Origin of the sequence: Nakamurella multipartita DSM 44233 (assembly GCF_000024365.1) — a bacterium.
Taxonomy (GTDB): domain Bacteria; phylum Actinomycetota; class Actinomycetes; order Mycobacteriales; family Nakamurellaceae; genus Nakamurella; species Nakamurella multipartita.
Genome location: NC_013235.1, coordinates 2,574,030 through 2,597,266 on the forward strand (window position 1 = coordinate 2,574,030; position 23,237 = coordinate 2,597,266).

General features: G+C 72.8%; 25 protein-coding genes and 1 pseudogene. 14 read left to right on the plus strand and 12 right to left on the minus strand.

The genetic code is table 11. The annotated features are described in order from the left end of the window. Nucleotides 1-11: 11 nt before the first annotated feature. Nucleotides 12-1,178 carry a DUF3500 domain-containing protein gene (locus NAMU_RS11590; RefSeq protein ID WP_015747597.1) on the plus strand — a complete coding sequence of 389 codons (1,167 nt, stop codon included), beginning with the start codon at nucleotides 12-14 and terminating at the stop codon, nucleotides 1,176-1,178. A gap of 4 nt (nucleotides 1,179-1,182) precedes the next feature. Here NAMU_RS11590 and NAMU_RS11595 read toward each other — a convergent pair whose 3' ends face one another. Beyond that, entirely contained in the window at nucleotides 1,183-1,632 is a 450-nt protein-coding gene (locus NAMU_RS11595) for a VOC family protein (RefSeq protein WP_015747598.1), read from the minus strand. Between the two features lie 92 nt (nucleotides 1,633-1,724). On the opposite strand from NAMU_RS11595, the gene NAMU_RS11600 reads away from it, so the two are divergent. Beyond that, nucleotides 1,725-1,991, plus strand: coding sequence for a hypothetical protein (locus NAMU_RS11600; RefSeq protein WP_015747599.1), 267 nt, complete (start codon nucleotides 1,725-1,727; stop codon nucleotides 1,989-1,991). A 7-nt stretch (nucleotides 1,992-1,998) separates the two neighbouring features. Here the strand turns inward: NAMU_RS11600 and NAMU_RS11605 are convergent, their stop codons facing one another. Further along, on the minus strand, nucleotides 1,999-2,469 hold the full coding sequence (locus NAMU_RS11605) for an SRPBCC family protein (protein WP_015747600.1): 471 nt from the start codon (nucleotides 2,467-2,469) through the stop codon (nucleotides 1,999-2,001). 41 nt (nucleotides 2,470-2,510) lie between these two features. Between NAMU_RS11605 and NAMU_RS11610 the strand changes: the two genes are divergently transcribed. The 4 genes from NAMU_RS11610 to NAMU_RS11625 all read left to right on the plus strand — a co-directional run bounded on the left by NAMU_RS11610 (nucleotide 2,511) and on the right by NAMU_RS11625 (nucleotide 5,159). Beyond that, on the plus strand, nucleotides 2,511-2,945 hold the full coding sequence (locus tag NAMU_RS11610; protein ID WP_015747601.1) for an RpiB/LacA/LacB family sugar-phosphate isomerase: 435 nt from the start codon (nucleotides 2,511-2,513) through the stop codon (nucleotides 2,943-2,945). 153 nt (nucleotides 2,946-3,098) lie between these two features. Next, on the plus strand, nucleotides 3,099-3,455 hold the full coding sequence (locus tag NAMU_RS11615; protein ID WP_015747602.1) for a YciI family protein: 357 nt from the start codon (nucleotides 3,099-3,101) through the stop codon (nucleotides 3,453-3,455). Nucleotides 3,456-3,508: 53 nt separating this feature from the next. Continuing rightward, nucleotides 3,509-4,711 carry an RNA polymerase sigma factor gene (locus NAMU_RS11620; RefSeq protein ID WP_052308178.1) on the plus strand — a complete coding sequence of 401 codons (1,203 nt, stop codon included), beginning with the start codon at nucleotides 3,509-3,511 and terminating at the stop codon, nucleotides 4,709-4,711. 142 nt (nucleotides 4,712-4,853) lie between these two features. After that, complete coding sequence (locus NAMU_RS11625; RefSeq protein ID WP_015747604.1) at nucleotides 4,854-5,159, plus strand: BMC domain-containing protein; 306 nt, start codon at nucleotides 4,854-4,856, stop codon at nucleotides 5,157-5,159. A gap of 24 nt (nucleotides 5,160-5,183) precedes the next feature. On the opposite strand, the gene NAMU_RS11630 is transcribed toward NAMU_RS11625, so the two are convergent. The 8 genes from NAMU_RS11630 to NAMU_RS11665 all read right to left on the minus strand — a co-directional run bounded on the left by NAMU_RS11630 (nucleotide 5,184) and on the right by NAMU_RS11665 (nucleotide 13,460). Continuing rightward, nucleotides 5,184-7,301: a helix-turn-helix domain-containing protein gene (locus NAMU_RS11630; RefSeq protein WP_015747605.1), complete on the minus strand. Its 2,118-nt coding sequence runs from the start codon at nucleotides 7,299-7,301 to the stop codon at nucleotides 5,184-5,186. Between the two features lie 20 nt (nucleotides 7,302-7,321). After that, the gene (locus NAMU_RS11635) at nucleotides 7,322-8,356 is read right to left on the minus strand and encodes an alcohol dehydrogenase family protein (RefSeq protein ID WP_015747606.1); all 1,035 of its coding nucleotides are present in this window, start codon (nucleotides 8,354-8,356) and stop codon (nucleotides 7,322-7,324) included. Next, on the minus strand, nucleotides 8,353-9,738 hold the full coding sequence (locus tag NAMU_RS11640; protein WP_083785807.1) for a malate dehydrogenase: 1,386 nt from the start codon (nucleotides 9,736-9,738) through the stop codon (nucleotides 8,353-8,355). Before NAMU_RS11640 ends, NAMU_RS11635 begins: the two co-directional genes overlap by 4 nt. Beyond that, nucleotides 9,735-10,364: a BMC domain-containing protein gene (locus NAMU_RS11645; RefSeq protein WP_015747608.1), complete on the minus strand. Its 630-nt coding sequence runs from the start codon at nucleotides 10,362-10,364 to the stop codon at nucleotides 9,735-9,737. The genes NAMU_RS11640 and NAMU_RS11645 overlap by 4 nt, the downstream gene beginning before the upstream one ends. Continuing rightward, nucleotides 10,361-11,230, minus strand: coding sequence for an ethanolamine utilization protein EutJ (gene eutJ, locus NAMU_RS11650; protein WP_015747609.1), 870 nt, complete (start codon nucleotides 11,228-11,230; stop codon nucleotides 10,361-10,363). Before eutJ ends, NAMU_RS11645 begins: the two co-directional genes overlap by 4 nt. 1 nt (nucleotide 11,231) lies before the next feature. After that, a complete protein-coding gene (locus NAMU_RS11655) occupies nucleotides 11,232-12,629 on the minus strand; it encodes an aldehyde dehydrogenase family protein (RefSeq protein ID WP_015747610.1) in 1,398 nt (465 codons plus the stop codon). 152 nt (nucleotides 12,630-12,781) lie between these two features. Further along, nucleotides 12,782-13,102, minus strand: a complete 321-nt coding sequence (locus NAMU_RS11660; RefSeq protein ID WP_015747611.1) for a BMC domain-containing protein — start codon at nucleotides 13,100-13,102, stop codon at nucleotides 12,782-12,784. A gap of 55 nt (nucleotides 13,103-13,157) precedes the next feature. Next, nucleotides 13,158-13,460 (minus strand): EutN/CcmL family microcompartment protein, encoded by a 303-nt coding sequence (locus NAMU_RS11665; RefSeq protein ID WP_015747612.1) that lies wholly within the window; start codon nucleotides 13,458-13,460, stop codon nucleotides 13,158-13,160. Nucleotides 13,461-13,720: 260 nt separating this feature from the next. On the opposite strand from NAMU_RS11665, the gene NAMU_RS11675 reads away from it, so the two are divergent. From NAMU_RS11675 to NAMU_RS11685, 3 genes are read left to right on the plus strand one after another with little or no spacing between them, the layout of a single operon-like run. Beyond that, on the plus strand, nucleotides 13,721-14,734 hold the full coding sequence (locus tag NAMU_RS11675) for a DUF7064 domain-containing protein (protein WP_015747613.1): 1,014 nt from the start codon (nucleotides 13,721-13,723) through the stop codon (nucleotides 14,732-14,734). Next, the gene (locus tag NAMU_RS11680) at nucleotides 14,727-15,755 is read left to right on the plus strand and encodes an HAD family hydrolase (protein WP_015747614.1); all 1,029 of its coding nucleotides are present in this window, start codon (nucleotides 14,727-14,729) and stop codon (nucleotides 15,753-15,755) included. Before NAMU_RS11675 ends, NAMU_RS11680 begins: the two co-directional genes overlap by 8 nt. Before the next feature lies 1 nt (nucleotide 15,756). Beyond that, complete coding sequence (locus NAMU_RS11685) at nucleotides 15,757-16,497, plus strand: tyrosine-protein phosphatase (RefSeq protein ID WP_015747615.1); 741 nt, start codon at nucleotides 15,757-15,759, stop codon at nucleotides 16,495-16,497. Here NAMU_RS11685 and mftR read toward each other — a convergent pair. Continuing rightward, the gene (mftR, locus tag NAMU_RS11690) at nucleotides 16,445-17,137 is read right to left on the minus strand and encodes a mycofactocin system transcriptional regulator (protein ID WP_015747616.1); all 693 of its coding nucleotides are present in this window, start codon (nucleotides 17,135-17,137) and stop codon (nucleotides 16,445-16,447) included. The two genes, NAMU_RS11685 and mftR, sit on opposite strands and share 53 nt — an antisense overlap. A gap of 176 nt (nucleotides 17,138-17,313) precedes the next feature. Here mftR and NAMU_RS11695 point away from each other — a divergent pair, with 176 nt between their 5' ends. The 5 genes and pseudogenes from NAMU_RS11695 (at nucleotide 17,314) to NAMU_RS11715 (ending at nucleotide 21,811) form a co-directional block, all read left to right on the plus strand. Continuing rightward, on the plus strand, nucleotides 17,314-18,120 hold the full coding sequence (locus tag NAMU_RS11695; protein WP_015747617.1) for a mycofactocin-coupled SDR family oxidoreductase: 807 nt from the start codon (nucleotides 17,314-17,316) through the stop codon (nucleotides 18,118-18,120). Nucleotides 18,121-18,154: 34 nt separating this feature from the next. Next, nucleotides 18,155-18,988: a mycofactocin-coupled SDR family oxidoreductase gene (locus tag NAMU_RS11700; RefSeq protein WP_015747618.1), complete on the plus strand. Its 834-nt coding sequence runs from the start codon at nucleotides 18,155-18,157 to the stop codon at nucleotides 18,986-18,988. 11 nt (nucleotides 18,989-18,999) lie between these two features. After that, nucleotides 19,000-19,832: pseudogene (locus NAMU_RS11705) on the plus strand (mycofactocin-coupled SDR family oxidoreductase). A gap of 68 nt (nucleotides 19,833-19,900) precedes the next feature. Further along, nucleotides 19,901-20,815 (plus strand): AAA family ATPase, encoded by a 915-nt coding sequence (locus tag NAMU_RS11710; protein WP_041370451.1) that lies wholly within the window; start codon nucleotides 19,901-19,903, stop codon nucleotides 20,813-20,815. 6 nt (nucleotides 20,816-20,821) lie between these two features. Further along, nucleotides 20,822-21,811 (plus strand): vWA domain-containing protein, encoded by a 990-nt coding sequence (locus tag NAMU_RS11715; RefSeq protein WP_015747620.1) that lies wholly within the window; start codon nucleotides 20,822-20,824, stop codon nucleotides 21,809-21,811. On the opposite strand, the gene NAMU_RS11720 is transcribed toward NAMU_RS11715, so the two are convergent. Continuing rightward, nucleotides 21,812-23,140 carry a ferredoxin reductase family protein gene (locus NAMU_RS11720; RefSeq protein WP_015747621.1) on the minus strand — a complete coding sequence of 443 codons (1,329 nt, stop codon included), beginning with the start codon at nucleotides 23,138-23,140 and terminating at the stop codon, nucleotides 21,812-21,814. Nucleotides 23,141-23,237 lie beyond the last annotated feature (97 nt).

The following is a 23,237-nucleotide window of genomic DNA, read 5'->3' on the forward strand; positions in this document are numbered from 1 at the left end:
CATTTCCCGGGGTGAACCTCTCCGAGCCTGCCGCCGCCGACGCCGCCCGCCGCGAGGTGGCCACGGCCATGGCCCGGGCCGCCCAGGCCTGGGTGGACAGCCTGGATCTGCGGCAGCGGGCGCGCGGCCTGGGCCACCCGCCGGCCAACGAGGCCACCGACGCCGAGCGCCGGCGCTGGTTCTACACCCCGACCGATCACGGCGGCTTGACCGTGCACCAGCAGCGCCCCGATCAGCATCGGGCGGCGATGCGGCTGATCTCCACCGGGCTGTCCACCCCGGCCTACGTCACGGTGGCCACGATCATGGGCCTGGAGAACGTGCTCGACCAGATCGAGGGTTTCACGGCCAAGTTCGACCGGATCCGCGGCCGTGACCCGGGGCTGTACTACCTGCGCGTGTTCGGGGAACCGGGCGGGTCGGCGCCCTGGGGATGGCGGTTCGGCGGGCACCACGTGTCGCTGAACAACCTGATCGTCGACGGTGCCCTGGTCGCGGCGACCCCGTTGTTCCTGGGGGCCGACCCGGCCGCGTCGCCGTTGCTGGGCGGCGCGGTCAACCGGCCGTTGGCCCGGGTCGAGGACCTGGGCCGGGACCTGGTCCGATCGCTGCCGTCCGAGCTGGCCCGCCGGGCGATCCTGCTGGACAAGGCCCCGTCCGATTTCGTGACCGCCAACCGGACCACCGTCGCCGACGGCGACCAGGTCATCCCGTTGGCCGGGGTCTGGCGGGACGAGGCCTTCCCCGATCCGGTGGAACAGGCCAAGCTGCAGGCGTTGTCGGACCGGATCGACCGGAACGCCGGCCTGGATGCGCACGATCACCGGGTCGTCGCCTACACCACCCGGGCCAAGGGCGTGGCCGCGGCCGAATTCGATGCCGAGCAACGAGAGCTGCTGCGGCGCCTGCTGGCGACCTATTTCGGCCGGGTGCCCGACGCGCTGTCCCCGGCGTCGCGGTACCTGGACGACGCCGTGCTGGACCAGGTGTCCTTCGCGTGGGCCGGATCGACCCAGGCCGGCCAGCCGCACTACTACCGGTTGCAGGGCCCCCGGCTGCTGATCGAATGGGACAACACGCAACGGGGCGCGAACCATGCGCATTCGGTGTGGCGGGACCCCAGCGCCGACTTCGGCCTGGACGTGCTGGCCCGGCACCGCGCCGAGCACCGGCACTGACCGGTTAACCCTCGGCCGGGTCGAGTTGCTGGGGGTCGAGTCTCTGGGGGTCGAGTTCCTGGAACAGGGTGAGCTGCAGCCCGGCCGGGGCGGCCAGCCGGGCGTTACGCGAATCCCACGGGGTGCGCGTCGGCGGCACGATCAACTCGGCGCCCGCACCGACCGACGCGGCGGTGGCCCCGTCCACGTCGGCGACCTCGAACGCGACCCGGAGCCGCGGCGCCACCCGGCGGCCGACCTCGAGCCGGTCGATCATGGCCACCTGGGCCGGGTTGGACAGCTCCAGGGTGGCTCGCCCGACGTCCAGGATCATCACCTTCTCGCCCGCGTCCCCGTGCCCGACGAATTCCTCCCGCGCCCCCAGCACGTCCCGGTAGAACACGACGGCCTCGTCGAAGTCGGCGGTCTCGACCACCAATCGCATCTGCAGCACCCGGCGGTGCGGTTCGTCCATGACGACCAGCATCCGCGCCGGCGGTCGTGGACGCCATCGATCGCCGGGCGCCGGTGGGCGGGGCCGCGGGGTTTGCTTCCTAGGATGGGACGGTGGACTCCTGGATCTGGATCACCCTGATCTCGCTGGCGATACTCACCATCCCGTTCCTGGCCATCCGCCGGGCGGCCAAGAGCCGGGTCGACCCGACGGAGGTCAGCATCGACCCGGCGATGGCGGCTCGGGTCAAGGAGCTGTACCGGCAGGGGGACAAGGCGGGCCGGCTGCAGGCGGTCAAGGAACTGCGGGCGGCAACCGGCCTCGGCCTGGCCGACGCGGCCCGCATCGCCGACAAGCTGGGCCAGCCCAAGCGACCCTGACTCAGGCTCAGCCGCCGACCGCCCGCAGAATGTCCGGATCCCGGCAGGCGGCGCCGAAAGCCTCGATGCGGCGGCGGATCTCGCGACCCAGCAGCCACTGGCCGATCGGCTCGGCGATCCGCCGCAGCCAGGCCGGCCGCACCGAGTAGGTGTACTTCCAGACCGCCTGCGTGCCCTTGGGATGGGCCTGAAACCGCCACCCGCCGCCGAACCGGTCGAAGAACCAGGGCCCGTCGACCATGGTCATGCCCACGCTGGTGGGTGGCCGGTAGGAGACGTACTCGCTGGTCATCGCCGGGCCCAGCCGGGCCAGGGTGCGGGTGCGGACCCCCTTGGCCGGCGCGGTGGCCCCGTCCAGGAAGTACTGCCGGCGGATGAACGGGTCCCAGGTCAGCCGGAGCTCGCCGGTGGTCTGCGACACCGCGAACGCGACCTGCGGCGGGACCGGGACCACGACCTGGGCACTGACTTGCGGCATGCCGCTCACGCTACGGCTCGCCGCGGGTAGCGTGACCGACCGTGCGCATCTCCGTCTCCGCCGACGAGGACACCGGGGTCGCCCGGGCCGTGCTCGACGAGCTGACGGCCCGCGGGCACCGGCCCATCCGGCACGGCGCGCTGGCCGCGGGAGAGCGAGCGGACTGGGCGTGGGCCTCTGCGGCCGCCGCCCGCGACGTCGCCGAGGGCCGGGCCGAGTCGGCCGTGGTCTGCTGCTGGACCGGCACCGGCGCCAGCATCGCCGCCAACAAGGTGCCGGGCGTCCGGGCCGCCCTGTGCTGGGATGCCCCCACCGCGGCCGGGGCGCGCCGCTGGAACGATGCCAACGTGCTGGCGTTGTCGCTGCGGAGCACCTCCCGGGCGGTGCTGACCGAGATCCTGGATGCCTGGTTCGCTGCCGACCCGTCGGACGATCCCGGCGACCGCGCCAACATCGAGCATCTGGACGCGCTCTGACGGTGTCCGGGCCCGGCGGGACCGCGTCCCGGAAATTCTGAGTGGCCGGGGTGTCGATCCGGCCGGCCCGCTGCGTCAACGGGGCAGCGGCGGGGACGGACCCGGCCGCGGCGGGATCATGAAGATCCGCCCCGCTCGACCCAGGGAGTTGTCATGGAGTACATGGTGCTGATCTACCGCGACGAGGCGTTCGCCCCGGAGTACGGCTCGCCCGAATGGGAGCAGATGATGGGCGGCTTCCTGGCCTTCAACCAGCGGCTGATCGACGGCGGGCACTGGATCGCCGGGGGCGGTCTGCAGACGACCCCGAGCGCGACCACCGTGCGGTTGGCCGCCGGCACCGTGCCCAAGGTGCTCGACGGTCCGTACGCCGAGACCAAGGAGCAGCTGGGTGGGTTCTACCTGGTGCGGGCCGACACCCTGGACGAGGTCCTGGACCTGGCCCGGTCGCTGCCGATCGAGGGGGCGATCGAGGTCCGGCCGCTGACCTACCGGCCGACGGGCGAGTGAGCGATCCGGTCGCCGATGCGGTGACGCGGCTGGCGCGAGAGGACAGCGGCCGGATGGTCGCGATTCTCGCGCGCCGGTTCGGCGACCTCGACGTCGCCGACGAATCGGTGCAGGACGCCCTGATGGAGGCGGTGCAGGCCTGGCCGGGCACCGGCGTCCCGGACAATCCGGCCGGGTGGCTGCGCACGGTCGCCACCCGCAAGGCCATCGACCGGATCCGCCGGGCCGGGTCGGCCTACCGCCGCACGTTGGCCGTTGCGCGGGACCTGCTGGCCGAGCCGGTGGACGGTCCGGACCCCGAGGAAGATCCGGGGGAAGAGCTCATGATCGACGACGACGCGATCCGGGATCAGCAGTTGCGGCTGATCCTGCTGTGCTGCCATCCGGCGCTGCACCCCGATGCGCAGGTGGCCCTGACCCTGCGCCTGGTCGGAGGGCTGTCCACGGCCGAGATCGCGGCCGGCTTCCTGGCGCCGGAGGCGACGATCGCGCAACGGATCGTGCGGGCCAAGCGCAAGATCCGGGAGGCCCGGATCCCGCTGCGGCGGCCCGACGACCTGGCCGAACGGGTCGAGGTGGTGCTCGCCGTGCTCTACCTGGTCTTCAACGAGGGTTACCTGTCCCGCCGGTCGGCCGGCGCCCGGGTCAACCTGATGGACGAGGCGATCCGGTTGACCGAGGTGCTGGCCGACCTGCTGCCGCAGGAGCCGGAAATCGCCGGCCTGCTGGCCCTGGAACTGTTCCAACGTTCGCGCACCGGTGCCCGCTTCGATGCGGCCGGCGACCTGGTGCTGCTGGAGGATCAGGATCGCTCGTCCTGGGACCTGGCGATGATCAACCGGGCCAACCGGGTGCTCGGCCCGGCGCTGGGCCGGATGCGGCCCGGGGTGTACCAGGTCCAGGCCCTCATCGCGGCCCAGCACGCGAACGCGCGGACCGCCGCCGACACCGACTGGCCTGCGATCGCGACGCTCTACGGGCAGCTGCTGGCCATGACCGGCTCGCCGGTGGTCGCCCTGAACCATGCGGTCGCGGTCGGACTGGCCGACGGGCCGGATGCGGGGTTGGCCCGGCTGGATCAGCTCACCGGTCTGGACGGCTATCACCTGTTGCCGGCCGCGCGGGCCGAGATGCTGGTGCGCGCCGGGCGTCCGGCCGAGGCGGTGGCGCAGTTCGACGCGGCCCTGCGGCTGGTCGGCGGCCAGACCGAGCGGCGTCATCTGCAGCGCCGGCGGGATTGCCTGCGGAGCGGCTGACCGGGCGGCGGGGTCGACCGCGCACCGGCGGCGACCCACCGGCGACCCGGCGGACAACCCCAGGGGGACGGCTTGTCCGCACCGGACAACACCACGGCCGCCGGGCGGGGATACCGTCGGCCCTCGTCCAACGGGAGGCACCATGACCGAATCCGCCGGGCCGACCGGTGCGCTGGGCCTGATCGAGACCAAGGGCCTGGTCGGCGCGATCGAGGCGGCCGACGCCATGGTCAAGGCGGCCAATGTCCAGGTGCAGGGGTACCGGACCCTGCGCAACGGGCAGGTGTCGGTGCTGGTCCGCGGCGACGTCGGGGCGGTGAAGGCGGCGGTGGATGCCGGGCGGGCCGCGGCGGCCCGGGTCGGCGAGCTGTACAGCAGCCACATCATCGCCCGCCCGCATTCGGAGACCGACGAGGTCGTCGGGCAGGCGGTCACCCCGACCGGCTGAAGGTCGGGGTTTCGGTCGGTTCGCTCAGTCCCCGATCGCGTCCGAGGTCTGGTTGACCTGCAGCAGCCGCAACGCGAAATCGGCCCGCATCCGGTCCTCGTGCCGGCTCAGGTCCAACCCGGTGAGCTGCCGGATCCGTTCCAACCGGTACCGAAGCGTCTTGTGGTGGACGAACAGTCGCTCGGCGGCCACCCGTTGGGAACAATCGGCGTCGAAGAACGCGCGCAGGGTGCGGATCAGCGCGCCGTCGTTGTCCCGGTCGTAGGCGATCAGCGGGCCGGTGACCTCCTCGATGAAGGTCTGCAGGTCGGGGTCGTTGCCCGAGCCGAGCAGCAACCGGACGATGCCCAGCTCCTCGTACAGCAGCGCGTTGCGGCCGCCGAGCCGGCGGGCCGCGGCCAGGGCGGTCTCCGCCTCGCTCAGCGCGTTCGGCAGCTCCATCGGGTTGGCCCGCTCCCGGCTGACCCCCCAGGTCAGCCGCAGGCCCGGCCACTCGGCGTGGATGGCGGCGCAGGTCGCGGCGGCCAGGTCCTTGACCGACGCCCGGTCCAGATCGGCGGCGACGGCGACCAGCAGGTCCCCGCGCATGCCGGTCAACGGCAGCCGCCGGGCCTCGTCGACGCCGCGCACCGCGCGGAGCACCCCGCGGCGGACCTTGTCCGTGTGCGAGGTGTCCCAGCCCTGCTCGGCCGCGAGCTCCTCGACGTTCTCGATCTGGCCGTGCAGGACCCGCAGCGACCCGAGCAGGCTGATGCCCAGCTGCTGGGCCCGGGACCGCGCCGCGACCCGATGCTGCACCGGGCCCTGCAGCAGGTCCCACAACACCTGGTCGACGGCCTGGGCCCGGGCCCGGCTGGCCGCTCGTTCCCGCAGCAGGGCCAGCGAGCAGGCCATCGCCACCTGCCCGGCCACCGCGTCCATCAACTCGGCCGACGCCTCGCCCTGGATCAGCACCACCTGGCCGACCTGGTCCCCGTCGGCGTAGACCGGCCGAACCCAGCGGCCCGGGGTTGCCGGGCGGGCGCGCACCGGCAGCCGGGCCGGCAACGACGCCGGTGTCGAGCCTGGGGTATGGGTGGCGATCATCGCCCCGTCCGGTCCGAAAACACCGACCTCGCAGCCGAGTTCGATGGCCACCGCGTGCACGACGGCCGGCAGGCCACCGCCCTCGATCACGGTGGTGAGCAGTTTCTGCTGCAGCCGGGAGGAGCCGTTGAGCATGGCTACCTGCTGCTGCAGCTCGTCCCGGGCCCGCTCGGCCTCGACGGTCGAGGCGGCCTGCTCGTCGTGCAGCCGGGCGTTGTCGATGGCCACGGTGGCGATGTCGGCCAGCACCACCATCCGGTGTTCGTCGTGCTCGGTGAACGTCGAGGGTCGGCGCCGCCACACCTCCAACACCCCGATCAGCTCGCCGTGCAGGCGTAGCGGGACGGCCAGCGCGGACCGGGTCTCCTCCTGCTCGGCCAGCGACATGAAGTCCGGGCTGATTGTCCGGTCCTCCAGATAGGTGTCGACCTTGGCCGGGCGACCGATGTCGAAGACCAGCCCGGCCAGGCCCTGGCCGCGGCGCATCCGTAGCCGCGCGGTCTGCGCGACCCGGTTGCCGACACAGGCTCGCATGCAGACCCGCTCGCCCTCCCGGAGCATGACGCCGCAGATGTCGGCGTCCAGCAGCCGCAGGGTGCGCTCGGCGATCGAGGTGAGGACCTGGTCGACGTCGCGTACCGAGAGCAACTGCTGCACGACCTCGCGGACGGCGACGCTCTCCGGTTCGACCGCCGGCGCCCCGTCCAGCCGCCGGATCATCGACAGCCACACGCAGGCCTGGGTCAGGAGCGGGCGCCAGCGCTCGGCGTCGTCCGCGGCCGGACCCCAGCCCAGGGCGACCGAGCCGTCGGGCGCGGCCACCTGCCCGGCCACCCGGGTCGGGTCACCGGCCAGCACGCCGGACCGCTCATCCAGGACGGTCACCGGGGCCCCCACCAGGGCGCTCGCCCGTGCGGCCAGATCCGTTGCCGCACCGGTGGAGTCGGCGGGCTGGGTCTGCAGCAGGGCGATCACGGCGGCCAGCTCGTCGACCGGGCCGGCGTCCCCGGGCAGCGGGATGGCCGGCAGCGCGGTCAGCGGTTGGGCCGAGGCCATCGGTCGCACCTCCGTGGGCGTCACACCGCGATGAGTGTCTTGAGCGTACGTCGATCCGCCATCCGGCGGTACGCCTCGGGCACGTCGTCGAGACCGACCGTGTCCGAGACCAGCACCGTGGGGTCAATCGCGCCCGAACGGACCAGGTCCACCAGGGCGTCGCCGTCACGCATCGCATCGCCGATCACGAAGCGCAGGGTCAGCTCGTCGGCGAAGGCCCGGGCCACCGGCAGCGACCAGGCCAGGTCCCGGTGCACGCCGACCGAGATCACCGAACCGCGGCGCCGGACCAGCGCGCAGGCGGTGTCCAGGGCCCGCGGCCCGCCGACCGCGTCGATGACCGCATCGGCGCCCCGCCCGTCGGTGACCCGGTCGATCAGGGTCCGGGCCAGTTCCGGTTCGGCGACCACCGCGCCCTGCGCGGCGGCCAGTTCCCGCCGATCGGCCACCGGTTCGACCACCACGACGACGCCCGCTCCGCATGCCTGGGCGGCCAGGCTGATCAACTGGCCGACCGGGCCGCCGCCCAGGACCGCGACGGTGCCCCCCGCGCGCAGCTGCGCCCGGCTCACCGCGGCGTAGCCGGTAGCCAACGTGTCGCCCAGGAACACGGCCGCGTCCAGGCTCAGCCCGGCCGGCACCGCACGCAGCGCGGTGTCGGCGAACGGGACCCGTAGCAACTGCGCCTGCGCGCCCGGCAGGGCCGGGCCGAAGGCGGTGCCGGTGCCGAAGAACCGTCGTTGCGGGCACTCCCAGTGGTCGCCGGCCCGGCACCACCAGCAGTGCCCGCAGGCGGTGAAATCCGAGCCGTACACGATGGTCCCGGGCTGATGGGTCTGCACGGCCGGGCCGACCTCGATCACCTCGCCGGCGAACTCGTGCCCGAGCACGGTCCCGACCGGCAGCCCGTCGGGGTGGGCGACGGCGTGCAGGTCGGTGCCGCAGACGGCCGCCCGGCGGACCCGGACCAGCGCGTCCTGCGGCTGCGAGATCGTCGGCGTGGGCACCGAATCGACCCGCACCTGGCCGTCCCCGGCGAACACCACCGCCTTCACGAGGCCGTCCCGATCGATCCTGTCCCGAGCAGGGTGGGCAGCCCGGCCAGCCGTTCCCGGATCCGCTCGGCCGCCCGCCGCAGCGCAGTGAGCTCGGCCGGCGGCAACGGCAGTTCGACGATGCCGGCGACCCCGTCCCGCCCCAGCCGGGCGGGCAGCCCCACGTACACGTCGCGGATGCCGTAGCTGCCGTCGGCCAGCACGGCGGCCGGCATCACCTCACCGGTGTCCCGGGCCATCGCCAGCACCATCCGGGCCGCCGACGTGCCCGGGGCCAGGAAGGCGCTGCCGGTGCGCAGCAGCCCGACCACCTCGGCGCCCGACCCGCGAGTGCGGGTGACCACCGCGTCGATCTCCGGGCCGGCCAGGGGGCGGCCGTCCAGACTGGCCTGGGACAGCGGCACGACCATCTCCTCACCATGGCTGCCCAGGGCCCAGGCGCTGACCCGGTCGGGGCGGGCGGTGGCCGACACCGTCGGCGCGGCCAGGGCCTGGAACCGCGCGGTGTCCAGCACGCCGGCCATCCCGATGACCCGGCGGGCCGGGAAGCCCGAGGTAGCCCACGCATGCTGGGTCATCTCGTCCAACGGGTTGGTGACGACGAGCAGGACCGCGTGCGGTGAGGTCGCCGCGACGCGCCGGGACAACTCGCCGACGATCGCGGCGTTGGTGCTGATCAGGTCGGCCCGGTTCATGCCCGGTTGGCGGGCCCGGCCGGCGGTGATGACCACGTAGTCGGCCGGTCCGGCGGCCTCGACGCTGCCCACCCCGCGAATCCGGGTGGCGAACCCGGACAGGGCGGCCGTGTGGGTCAGATCCAGCGCCACCCCGGCCGCGCGGCCCTCGTCGACGTCGACCAGCACCAGTTCGGTAAACAGGTCGGCGTCGGCCAGCCGCAGCGCGGTGATCATGCCGACGTGACCGGCGCCGATCACCACCACCCGGCCGGTCCGGCCGGTCGGTTCCCGGGGCCCGGTCACCGGCGCGCCACGCCGGTACAGCGCCCCGGACGGCGGACCGACGAACGGCGCCACCGGGCCCAGCAGCGGGCCAAGCACCGGGAGCAGGGCCCGGCCGGGCCCCGGGTCGGGGGCCGGCAGACGCAGCGGGTCCGATCCGATCACCGTGGCCCGCGGGGCCGCCCGCGCCGGGACCAGCGCCGGCTTCACGGCTGGGCTCGGGGCCGGCCGGCCGGCGGCCTGGCCCGCCCACCGGGTCGGCGCCGGGGTGGGTCCGGAACCGCCGGTGTCCGTGACGATCTCGACCTTCAGGTCGCGGGCCCGTTCCCGGGCCAGGGGAGTGAGCAGGTCGGCCGGATCGACCCGCAGCGGCCGCCCGTCCCGGGCCGCGCGCTCGACCGCGTCGGCCCCGATGACCGTCATCGGGGGTGCTCCCGGCCGGGCAGGTCCTCCAGGGCGGCGACGGCCGCGTCCCGGGCGGTCTGCACCTCGCTCTCGGTGCCGGACAGGAACATCCGGCCGAACCGGCCCACCGCCCGCAGCTCGATCACGGTGATGTTGGCGGCCTTCTCGGCCTCGTTGGCGGCGATGGCAATGTAGGCGGCGGGCGCGACCTCCATCACGAACAGGCTCTGGCCGGGCATCATCATCGAGCCCTTGCGCCACTTGTTGAGCAGCTGCGCCTGGTAAGGGTGCACGTTGGTGATGAACTGGGTGGAGGCGATCACCGGCTTGAGCCGGTCCAGCTCGGTCAGGCCCAGCTCGTCCAACACGGCTTGACCGGAGGCCAATACCTCGGCCTGCTGCTCGGAATGGATTTCCAGCAGACCGAACTCGCGCTCGATGATCTGCAGGGCCGGCCGGACACCGGCGGCCTTGAGGGCGACGTCGGCGGCGCGGAACACCTCGTTGCCGGGCGCCATCTCGATGTACAACTCGGCCATCCCGGCCAGCGGGACGTCCCCGGGGCTGGTGGCCGCGATGTGCGCCGCGCATTGCGGCTGCATCCGGTCGACGAAGGCGTAGGTGCGCAGGGTGGGTCCGCTCATGTCCGGGTCCGTCCAGGGGGCGCCGATCGGGCGATGCCGACCGGGGTGATGAGCAGGGCGTGGGGGTAGGTCACGACGGTGCGCTGCAGGTAGCGGGCCAGCACGTCGCCGGCGCCGGGGAGCATCAGCGCCCCGCCGGCCAGGTGCAGGGGTAGGTCGGCCGCATCCGGGGTCAGCGCCCGGATGTTCTCGGCGATCCGCTGCAGGCCGGGGATCAGGATGGCGAAGGCGTCGGCGGGGTGGTCCCGCTTGCGGCTCTCGGCCTGGGCCACGTCGATGCCCAGTGCGCCGGCCAGGATCAGATCCAGGTGATGGCCGCCGCCCGGGCGATCGTCCAGCGCGACCAGCCGGCCGCCGCGGAACACCCCGACACCGGTCGATCCGCCGCCCACGTCGACCACCACGCCGTCCCCGATGCCCAGCGTCCGCTGGGCCGCGGTCACCTCGTCGACCAGCTCGACCTGCTCGAAACCGGCCGCCTCGCAGACGAATCGGCAGGCCCGGGCGTCGTCGACGGGGATGCCGGGCGGGTAGGCGGTGGCCGCGTCGGCCAGCTCCAGGCCCAGTGCCGCCTCGGCGGCCTGCTTGAGCCGGCCGATGGTCGCGGCCGCCCGGGCGAAGTCGACCACGACGCCGTCCCGCAGCGCGCCGGACGGTTCGGCGCCGACCCAGATCGGCTCCTCGCCGCGCAGGACCACCAGCACGCAGCTGGCCGTGCCCAGGTCGACCCCGATCCGCAGCGGTCCGGTCGGGTCGACATCAGGGCCCGGATCGAGGTCGGCCGTTCCGGTCTCGAGCAGCGCGGCGGCGGCGGCCAGCAACCCGTCCACCGCACTGTGGACGGGGTTCATGAGGGCGACCGCCATGTCACAGCTCCACCGGGTCGTAGACGGTGCGCCACGGCCGGACCTCGTGCGCGATGCGCTTGATGTTGATCAGGTGCAGGGGGGTCACGTTGTCCGAGCAGATCGACCCGCTCCAGGTGCCCGTGCCCAGTTGGAACGACGGGTCGACCTCGGCCGAGAACCCCATGCCGCCGAACAGGGCCGGGGTGTTGATCAGGATCCGGCCGGCAGGCAGCGCGGCGAACGGCGCGATCTCCTCCGGGTCGGCCGCGTGCACCGCGGCGGTGTGGCCCTCCCCGCCCAGGGCCAGCACCTGCCGGCAGCGGTCCAGTCCGGCGGCGGCGTCGCTGACGCGGTAGACCGACAGCACCGGCCCGAGGATCTCCTTGGACAGCGGGACGTCGGCCGCGACCTGGTCCAGCCGGGCGGCCAGCACCCGGGTGCCGCGCGGCACCGAGAATCCGGACAGGCGCGCCAGGGTGCCGGCCGACTGGCCGACCGACGCCGGCCGCATGGCGCCCCGCTCGTCGAACAGGGTGCGGGCCAGCGCCTCCTGCTGCCCGGCGTCGAGCCAGTGCGCGCCGCGGGCGGCGAAGGCGGCCAGGAACGCGTCGGCCACGGCGTCGACCACCACCACCGACTGCTCGGCCACGCAGGCCGTGCCGTTGTCGAAAGACTTTGAGGTCAGGATCATCTCGGCCGCCTCGGCCGGGTCGGCGACGCTGGCGCCCACGTAGGCCGGCACGTTGCCGGCACCGACGGCGATGGTCGGTTTGCCGCTGGAGTAGGCGGCCCGCACCATGCCGGGCCCACCGGTGGCGAGCACCAGCGCGATCTCCGGGCGCCGCATCAACTCGGCGGTGACGGTCAGGGTGGGTTGTTCCAGGCAGGAGATCAACCCGTCCGGGGCGCCGGCGGCGACCGCCGCCTCGGCCATGATCTGCGCGGCCCGCAGGGTGCAGCCGGCCGCCCGGGGGTGCGGGGCCAGCACGATGGCGTTGCCGGACTTGACCGCGGCCAGGCACTTGAACAGGGCGGTGGAGGTCGGGTTGGTGACCGGGATGATGCCGGCGATGACGCCCATCGGCGCCCCCACCGCGGTGACCCGGGCCGCCTCGTCCACCCAGAGCACGCCAACGGCCCGCCGCTGCAGCATCCACCGGGCGACGAACCCGGTGTTGTACCGGTTCTTGTAGATCTTGTGTTCGTAGAGGCCGTAACCGGTCTCGTCCACGGCCAGCCGGGCCAGTTCCTCGGCGGCCCGGGTGCCGGCCTCGGCCATCGCCCGCACGTAGCGATCGAGCTGGGCCTGGTCGGCGCCGGCGAGCAGATCGAAGGCGCGGCGCGCGGCGCGCGCCTTGGCCCGGACATCGACCAGGCCGGCCAGATCGGCGTCCAGGCCGTCCACCTGGGCAGTCATCAACGCACCTCACTGATTCGGACACGGCACTGATTCGGACACGGCCCTGATTCGGACACGGCACCGTGCTGGGCCCGGCGTCGGACACACGGAAGGGGGTGGAGGCCGCACGCCCGGTACCCCGAGGGGTTGGGCGCCGGGCGTGCGGACGGTCAGCCCTTCGGCCGGGTGAGGATGGCCAGGATGCCTTCGGTCTCCTCGTGCGGCCGTGGGATCACGTGCACGGACACCACCTCGCCGGCCTTGCCGGCGGCCACCGCGCCGGCATCGGTCGCCGCCTTCACCGCACCGACGTCGCCGCGGACCATGACGGTGACCAGGCCGCCGCCGATCTCCCGGTGGCCGACGATCTGCACGTTGGCCGCCTTGACCATGGCGTCCGCCGCCTCGATCGCGCCGACCAGGCCTTTGGTCTCGATCAGGCCCAGCGCGCCGCGTGGCCCGAGGGTGCCGGGCGTGCCCGTGGTGGCCATGGGGTCCTCCAAGTTGGTAGCGGGTGGTGGCCGACTGTTCTGGTCGGCCCGTGGATCAGTGCTTGCGGTAGGTGACCGCGCCGTCCCGGATCACCGTGTCGGCGATGGCGACGACGGCCCGGTCGGTCGGTACGTGTTGGCCGGCAGTGCCGCTGGCGACCAGGTGAGCGGCGCTGCCCCCGACGACCAGCACCAGCTCCCCGACCCCGGCGCCGATCAGGTCGACGGCGACGTAGGCCGCTCCCGGGGCACTGCCGGGATCGTCGGCGGCGTCCTGGACGACCAGCAGGGTGAACCGGTCCAGCCCGGGTTCCTTGACCGTGGCGACCACCTGGCCGAGCACTGTGGCCAACCGCATGCCCGGACCACCTCCATTGGTCGTCACATCCCGATCGTGAGTCCCGATCGTGAGTCACCGCTCGGCGCGATGGGCCGCCGACACCACGGACCGTAGGGTGGGTTCCGCGACGGGGGCGTTATCCCGTTCGGACAGCATCCCGGGGTGTGGTTGTCCCGGGATGGCATGGCCGGGGCATCGGTGCGGGCAGAGTCTGACCGGGTGCCGACGGCCCCGCAGCCGGGTGCCGGCCGCCGCGCCGACCAGGAGGAGGTTCATCGGTGATCCGCTCGCAGGACGCCCAGTTCCATCGTCCGACCAGCGACGACCCGTTGTGGTCGGAGACGAACTACTTCGGCCTGTACGCCGGGCAGGACACCGACCGGCCGATGAACATCGGCATCTACGGGCTGTTCCGGGAGCCGCTGGGCGTGCTCGGCTCGACGGTTTCGGTGAACAGCCGCCGGGTGACGATGCCCTGGGCGGCCGACTACTGGGACGCCTGGCAGCACCTGGTCGTCCCGCAACCGTCGAACCTGCTGGATTACTCGCTGGCCAACGGTCTTCGGGTCCGGGCGAGCGAGCCGAACCGGGTGTGGGACGTCGATTATTCCGACCCGGCGGCCGGTCTGGAGATCCACTTCCGGTACACGGCGCTGATGGAGCCCTACGACATCAACGACCCGACGCAGGACCCGATGGCCGTCGATCGGGACATGTCGTTGACCTGGGGTCACGCCTACGCCGGCCATTTCGACCAGACCGGCCACTACGAGGGTGAGATCGAGCTGCGCGGGCTGCGCACCCCGATCGATTGCGTGTCGACCATGGATCACAGCTGGGGGGTGCGGGCCGAACGGCAGACCTCCCGGTTGAGCTGGATGCACGCGCACTTCTCCCGGGATCTGGTGGTGCACGGCCTGTTCGACTTCTCCACGCAGGACGGCCCGGACGCGGCGGGCGAGATCCGGATGACCCACGGGTACGTGCTCGAGGACGGAAAGGTGTTCGGGCTCAAGGCCGGCGGCGGGCGCACCGAACGCGCCGGGTTCTATCCGGAGCGGGTCTCGTTGTCCGTCATCGACTCCGCCGACCGGACCTGGGAACTGACCGGCTCCGCGCTGACCACTTTCCCGTGGCAGTCGCAACCCGGGGTGGTCGGGCACAACAGCCTGCTGCGCTGGGAGATGAACGGGCGGACCGGCTACGGCGAGGCGATGGACTTCGTCGGCCTCGGTGAGCTGGGTGAGGTGTACGCCCGGCTGCACCGGACCGGCGTCGCCGCCCGTGGTTGACGCCGATCGCCCGCCGGTGCGGGCGGTGATCTTCGACCTGGACGGCACCCTGGTCCAGACCCGGATTGCGTCCTGGGAGATCTTCGCGCGCATCAACGATCGCTTCGAGCTCGGCGTGGACCGGCCGGAGAAGTACTTCGAGCTGTTCAACGGCAACGTGTTTCGCTCCATCCGCAAGCTGTGCCGGGACGACGCACAGGCGCAGCAGGTGAACGCGGCCTTCCTGGAGCTGCTGCGCACCGAGTACACGCCGCCGCTGGTACCCGGCATGGCCGAGGTGGTCCGGCGATTGGCCACCGACTGCACCCTGGCCGTCATGTCGTCCAACGCGATGGCGGTGCTGCGCCGGGTGCTGGTGGCCAACGATCTGGCCTTCTGCTTCGCCCACGTCTTCGGGGGCGATATCGCCCCGGACAAGAAGACGGCCATGCGCAGCTTCCTGGCCGACGCCGGCAACGGCTACGGCCGCCGGTGCGCCGCCGACTACGACGAGGCCGCCACCCGGCGCGACGCCGACCCGGCCAGCACCGTGCTGGTCACCGACACCGCCGGCGACGTCAAGGACGCGCTCGCGGTGGGTATCCGCGCGGTCGGGGTGGCCTGGGGCATGCATTCGGTCGACGAGTTGACCCGGGCCGGGGCCGAGTTCGTCGCGCTGTGGCCGCAGGAGCTGGGCGCGCACATCCTGGGCGACGAGGCGGCCCGACCGCCGCGGGGCGCGTGCGCGGTGCCGGCCGTGCATCCGGCTCGCGGACCCGAGGCCGTCCGCCCCACCACCCCGGCCTCGGGTTGCGGGTGTGGCTGCAGCGGAAAAGACTGCCCGGTCAAGGACTTCGTGGTCGGTGACGATCCGGTGCGGCGGGCGGCGGCCATCCGTCGCCGCCGCCGGCAGGGCAGTGCTCCGGTCTCGGCCCCGGCCTCGACCCCGGCCGGCGCCCTGCCACCGGGGCCGGGGCGACCGTCCGGGCCGCCCCCGGCCGACGAGTTGCTGCAGGCGGTGCGCCGGGTCTGCCGTGCCTGACGTGCGGCCGGAGCCGACCCGCAGCCCGTTGGTCGGCGCACTGGACTTCCGGGACCTGGGCGGTCTGCCCACCGAGGACGGCCGCCGGCTGCGCCCCGGCGTGCTGGTGCGCAGCGACACCCTGCAGGCCTTGACGGCGGCGGACGTCGATTTCCTGGTGACCTCGCTGCGGCTGGAGCTGATCGTCGATCTGCGGGCCGGCCCGGAGGCGGTCGGCGAGGGGCGCGGGCCGATGGCCGACACCGGGGTGTGTTACCTGAACGCGCCGCTGCGCGACCTGTCCCCGGCCGACGGCGTGCCGCCCGACGAGCAGGCCCTGCGTTTCTCGCTCGATCACCTGGCCGCCCCGGCCTCCCCGCTGCCCACCGTGGTGCGGGTGCTGTGTGCGTTGGCCGGGCGCCCGGTGCTGGTGCACTGTGCGGCCGGTAAGGATCGGACCGGCCTGATGATCGCCCTGCTGCTGCGGCTGATCGGCGTCCGCGACGAGCAGATCGTCGCCGACTACCTGCGCACGGCCGTCCACATGGATCGCATCGTCGCGCGCTTCCTGGGCTGGCCCCGGTACCGCGAGCACATCGCCCGCGTGCCGCCGCAGGTCTACCAGGCGCAGGAGCAGACGATCGTCGGCCTGCTGGCCGGGCTGGACCGCGAGCACGGCGGTGCGGCCGGGTGGGCGGCCTCACGGGGGATCACCGAGGACGAGCTGGCGGCGTTGCGGGCCGGTCTGACCGAACCGGCGTGAGCGTCCGGGGCGGCTGCGCCCGGGCGAAGCCGTCGGCCAGATCGCGAAAGGCGGTGTCCAGCAGGTCGAGCAGGTCGGCATCGTCCTGGGTCAACCAGACGTCGTAGGCGGCGATGGCCGCGGCCAGCGAGGCGTAACCGATGGTCTGGACCAGCAGCGAACCGACCGGTGCGACCAGCCGACGGGCCACGAACTCGCAGACGACCTGCCGCCACTGGGCGTACCGGAGGGTGGAATGGGCCTGCAGGGCCGGGGTGCTCAGGATCAGGGCCAGCCGCTTGCGATGCCAGGGCTGCTCGGCGGGGTCGACGGTGTTGAAGGCCAGGACCGCCCGCCGGATCGCCTCCATCACCGGGACGCTGTCCGGCGTCTGGTCCAGCACCGCGCGCAGGTAGTCCAGTTCGCGGTCGAACGAGCCCCACGGCACATCGTTCTTCGAGGCGAAGTAGCTGAAGAAGGTGCGCCGGGCAATCCCGGCGGCCCCGGCGATGTCGTCCACGGTGGTCTGCTCGAAGCCGCGCTCGTCGAAGAGCCGGAACGCGGCGTGTTCGATCTCGGTGCGCGAGCTGGCCGGCTGCCGACCCGGGCGGCGCGAGGGGCCGACGGGTGGTTCGGCGGGGACGGCGGCGGGTTCGGTCACGCCCCGACCCTATTGACCGACCGGAACATTGACACAGCGAATCTTCAGCCACGGGTCTTTCTTGATGCACTCAGTGCATCTAGGGTGGGAAGCAGGCAGTTGACATCGAGGTCAGCTGACATCGCCGTCACTGGAGGCGTTGTCCTCCCGGCGGCACCGGCGAACGGAGTCGCGCAATGGGGCGTGTCGAGGGCAAGGTCGCGTTCATCACCGGGGCGGCCCGGGGTCAGGGGCGCAGCCATGCGGTGCGGCTGGCCGAAGAGGGCGCCGACATCATCGCGGTCGACATCTGTGCCCAGCTGGACACCGTGCCCTATCCGATGGCCACCCCCGAGGATCTGGCCCAGACGGTCAAGGAGGTCGAGGCGCTCGACCGCCGGATCGTCGCCCTGCCGGCCGATGTGCGCGACGCCGCCGCGTTGCGGGAGGCGGTCGAGCGCGGCGTGGCCGAACTCGGGCGACTCGACATCGTCTGCGCCAACGCCGGTATCTGCACCATCCAGGCCTGGGACGAGGTGACCCCGGCCGCCTGGCAGGACACCCTGGACACCAACCTCACCGGGGTCTGGAACAGCATGGTCGTGGCGATCCCGCACCTGATTGCGGCCGGCGGCGGCTCGATCATCGCCACCAGCTCCACCGCCGGCATCAAGGGCCTGCCGTTCCTGGCGCCCTACGTGGCCGCCAAACACGGCGTCGTCGGGATCGCCAGATCGCTGGCCAACGAGCTGGCCAAGCACCACATCCGGGTCAACACCGTGCACCCGACCGGGGTGGACACCCCGATGGTTTCCGGGCTCGGGGGCCTGGAGACGTTGCTGGGCCGGGACCCGAACCTGGGGCCGATCTTCATGAACACGCTGCCGGTGGAGATCGTCGACCCGCGCGACATCAGCAACGCCGTGCTCTTCCTGGCCTCCGACGAGGCCCGATATGTCACCGGACTGGAATTCACCGTCGACGCCGGAAACACCATCCGCTGACGGTGACCCGACCACGAAGAAGGAGTGCATCAGCATGGGTCGAGTAGAAGGCAAGGTCGCCTTCGTCACCGGGGCCGCGCGGGGTCAGGGCCGCAGCCACGCCGTCCGGCTGGCCGAGGAGGGGGCCGACATCATCGCGATCGACATCTGCGACCAGATCGACACGGTGCCGTTCCCGATGGCCTCACCGGCCGACCTCGAGCAAACCGTGAAAGAGGTCGAGGCCCTCGACCGGCGCATCGTCGCCGTCCAGGCCGACGTGCGGGACTACGACGCGCTGAAATCGGCCGTCGATGCCGGGGTCGCCGAGCTCGGCCGGCTCGACATCGTCAGCGCCAACGCCGGTATCGCGGGTGGGAACCGGCCGTCGTGGGAGCAGAGCGAGCAGGAGTGGCACAACACGATCGACGTCAACCTGACCGGGGTCTGGCACACGGCCAAGGCGGCCGTGCCGCACCTGCTGGCCGGTGAACGGGGCGGCTCGATCGTGCTGACCAGCTCGGCGGCCGGCCTCAAAGGCATGCAGAACATCTCCGACTACGTCTCGGCCAAGCACGGTGTCGTCGGTCTGATGCGCACGCTGGCGCTGGAACTGGCTCCGCACAGCATCCGGGTGAACAGCGTCCACCCGACCGTGGTGAACACCCCGATGATCCAGAACAGCTGGACCGCCGGGCTTTTCCGGCCCGACCTGGAGAATCCGACGATCGAGGACGCGCACGAGGTGTTCCGCAGCCTGAACGTGCTGCCGATCCTGTGGGTGGAACCGGTGGACATCAGCAACGCGGTGCTGTTCCTGGCCTCTGACGAGGCCCGGTACATCACCGGGGTCACCCTGCCCGTCGACGCCGGTTTCGGCATCAAGTAAGGGGAGCACCGGTGACCGGACGAGTAGCGGGCAAGGTCGCGTTCGTGACGGGTGCCGCGCGCGGGCAGGGGCGCAGCCACGCGCTCCGGCTCGCCGAGGAGGGCGCCGACATCATCGCGGTCGACATCTGCGACCAGATCGACACCGTCCCGTACGGGATGGCCACGCCGGCCGACCTGGAGCAGACGGTCAAGGAGATCGAGGCGCTTGATCGCCGCATCGTCGCGGTGCAGGCCGACGTGCGCGACTTCGGTGCCGTGCGGGCCGCCGTGGACGCGGGCGTGGCCGAACTGGGCCGGCTGGACATCGTCTGCGGCAACGCCGGCATCTTCAGTTTCGCGGCCGGCGGCGCCGACCTGGACGAGTCGATGTGGTCGGACATGATCGATGTCAACCTCACCGGGGTCTGGCACACCGCGAAAGCGGCGGTGCCGCATCTGATCGCGGCCGGCGGCGGGTCCGTCGTGCTGACCAGCTCGACGGCCGGGCTCAAGGGTACCCCAACTTCGCGCACTACGTCTCGGCCAAACATGGTGTGGTCGGCCTGATGCGGACGTTGGCGCTGGAACTGGCCCCGCACCGCATCCGGGTCAACACGGTGCATCCGACCAGCGTGGACACCGACATGGTGCAGAACGAGGCGACCTGGTCGCTGTTCCGCCCCGATCTCGCCACACCCACCAGCGAGGATGCCCGGGCCACGTTCCAGAGCATGAATGCGCTGCCCATTCCGTGGGTCGAACCCCGGGACATCAGCAACGCGGTGCTGTTCCTGGCCTCCGACGAGGCCCGCTACATCACCGGCGTCACGTTGCCGGTGGATGCCGGCTCGACCCAGCGATAAGGACGGCGATGACAGCGATCGCGGCGGCCAACGGTCGCCCGGCACCGGCCGGCGGTTCGGGCCGGCTGATGGCCGCGGCCGACGTGATCGCCATTCGGCAACGGGTCGCTGCATCCATCGTCGGCCGCGAGCGCGAACTGGACCTCGTGCTCGCGGCCGTCGCGGCCGGGCGGGACCTGGTGCTCGAGGGTCCGCCCGGCACCAGCAAGACCACGATGCTCAAGGCGATCACCGCCCAGTGGGGCATCCCGTTGCTGTTCGTGGAGGGCAACGCCGACCTGACCCCGGCCAAAATCGTCGGGCACCACAACCCGGCCCGGGTGCTGCGGGAGGACTACAGCGCCGACAACTTCGTCCCCGGGCCCCTGGTCGAGGCCATGCGAGACGGCGGGTTCCTCTACATCGAGGAGTTCAACCGGGCCCCCGAGGACACCTTGAACACCCTGCTCACCGCGATCGCCGACCGGGCGATCGCGGTGCCGCGGGTCGGCACCGTCACCGCGGCCGCCTCCTTCCGGGTGATCGCCTCGATGAACCCCTACGACAACGTCGGCACCACCCGGCTGTCGACCTCCGTGCACGACCGGCTGTGCCGGCTGGCGATCGACTACCAGGACGAGCCGGCCGAGCGGGCGGTGGTGGCGCTGCGCGCCCCGGATGTGCCGGCCGGCCTGGGCTCTCGCCTGATCCCGGACGGGGTCGCGCTCACCCGGGCCACCCGGACCCACCCCGACGTCCGGCAGGGCAGCAGCGTGCGCGGCGCGATCGACACCGTACTGGTCGCCGCGGAACTGTGCGCCCTGCGCGGAATCTCCGATCCCGGCGACACCGATTACGTCGAGACCGTCTTCGACGCCATGATCGTCGCCCTGTCCGGTCGTATCCATCTGGACGAGGCGGCCGAGACCACGGCGGAGCAGGTGCTCCGGGAGATCTTCCAGGATCACTTCGTGCTGGACCCGGCGGCCGCCCGGCCCGGTTGAAGAGCGGTGGCCGCCGATTCGCCGCTGCGCCGGCCCGGCCGTCGGCCGGCCACGTCGCGCTCACCCCTGCGGCGCCGGCCCAAGCAACTGACCAGCCCGCCGACCGTGTTCGTCCCGGTCGGGGGCGGCGGCACCGGCCTGGTCTGGGGCGCCCGGCCCGGCGGATCGCCCCACTCGCCCACCCCGGCCGGCGGTTCGGCGCCGGGCCTGACCGACGAGACCGCCCGCGTGGTCGACGCCGCCGACCTGGTCGGCGGTCGCCGCGAGCACGAGGCGGCGGTCCGGGCGCAGGCCCGGCAGATCGCCGCCCGCCTGTCCGTGCCCCTGCCCCGGCACGACGCGTCGGCCCGGCGCGGGGCAGGCAGCCTGGCCAGCCTGCCCTACCGGGGCGGCGCGGACGAGATCGATCTGGACCGCACCATCGAGGTCCTGGCCGAACGCCCGGTGCCCGACGACGAGGACATCGTGGTCCGCGATCGGGTCCGCACCCGGCGGTCGGTGGTCCTGGTCGTGGACGTGTCCGGGTCGATGCGCGGTGAGCGGGTCCGCACGGCCGCGGCGACCGTCGCCGCGCTGGCCGCCGAACTGCACCGGGATCACCTGGCGGTCATCGCCTTCTGGTCCGACGCCGCCGTGGTGGCACCACTCGGGGCCCCGGTCCGGCCGCTGGATCTGCTTGACCGGATCCTGGCCCTGCCGGCCCGCGGCCTGACCAACGTGGCCTTCCCGTTGCAGCTGGCCGGCGAGCAGCTGGCCCGGGTGCCGGTGCGGGACGCGCGGGTGGTGCTGCTGTCCGACTGCGTGCACAACGCCGGCCCCGATCCCCGAATCGAGGCTGCTCGGCTGCCGAGAGTGGATGTACTGCTGGATGTCTCGGGCGAGAACGACCGGGAACTGGGTCGCCAGCTGGCCCGGTCCGGCCGCGGCCGGCTCGCCCCGATCCGCACCTACCGCGACGTCGCGCCGGCACTGCGATCGGCATTCGGCGACCGCTGATCACGAGTCCCAGATGGGGCCGTAGGCGGCGATGCCGTCCGCCCGCAGCCGGCCGACCACCCGCATGGTGGCCTTCTTGTTCGAGATGCACACGACCGCCTCGGCCCCGGTCTCCCGGCAGACCCGGGCGGCCAGCTGGGCCAGATCGGGCTTGCCGTCGGCGTCGGTGTCCCAGATCAGCGCGTCCGGCTGGGCCGCCATGATCTGCGCGACCAGCTCGCGGCCGTAGGTGCGCTCAGGGTTCCGGGTCACCCAGATCAGCCGGGCCGGGGTCGGGTCGCCCAGCAGGTGCGGCAGGCACGGCGCGATCCCGCTGCCGGTGGCGACCCACACCACCCGGGTGAACAGGCGGGACACCGAGCCGACGCCGGTCGTCGGCACGCCCTTGACCCAGACGTGGTCGGGCCGGTCGGCGATGAACTCCGAGGTCCAGCCGCCGGCCCGGGACACCGCCATCCGGTACTCGGTCGAGCCGGGCACGGTCATGTTGGCGAAGGCGTGCCACTGGCCCAGTGGGCGCCGCGCGATCCGGCTGGCCGACCCGGTGCGGACGGACCGGCCGCGATTCACCGTCACCAGGGCGACGTGTTCCGACGGCGCCGCGACTTGCACCGCCGCTCGCCGCAGCTGCAACCACGGCAGGATCGCCGCCACCGCCGCCAGCAGCAGGATCCAGGTGTTGGGGGAGTCGGCGACGGTCAGCTCCCACGAACCGGCCGGACCCCGGGTCGTCACGACCCCGAACAGCACGGTCAGTACGGCGAAGAGCGCCAGGGCCAGCCAGCCACCGAAACGATGAGTGGCCTCGAACAGGTCATGGTGCCGCTCGCGCATCCGCGGGACCGCGCAAATCGTCATGATCACCAGCACCACCAGGATCGCGGCGGCCACCCCGAACGCCGCCGTCCAGGCCGCCCCACCGGTCAGCACCCGCCAGCCGACCAGCGCGGTGAAGGCGCCGAACCACCCGGTCGCCGCGATGGCGCTGCCGACGTGGATGCCGGCCAGCACCTGATGGACCTGCGCGAGCGCGGCCCGCACTCGTAGCGGCCAGGAATGCGGCGCCGCGGTGACCCCTCCGAACACCGCGTTGACCACATCCTGTTGCCGCACGAGCGCGGCCGTCCCGATGGCCACGCTGGCCGCCGTAATGGTGGCCGTGACCAGCCCGGACCAGGAGAGCCCCCGATCGAGCAGTGCGGCGGCGGCGACGGCATGCAGGCCGACCACCGCCAGCAGGGTGCTCACGAACGGCCGGATCGCCGATGCGGTCCGGTCGGTCGTCGGGTCCTGCCGATCCGGCCGCCGGCTCAGGATTCTCGTGCTCATGGCGACCACTCCCGCAGGTTGTGCGCTCCCGGTTGGTTCCGGTAGTCACCACCATCGGCCAGCGCAGGGTGCGGCACCGTCGGTCGATCGGGGGATC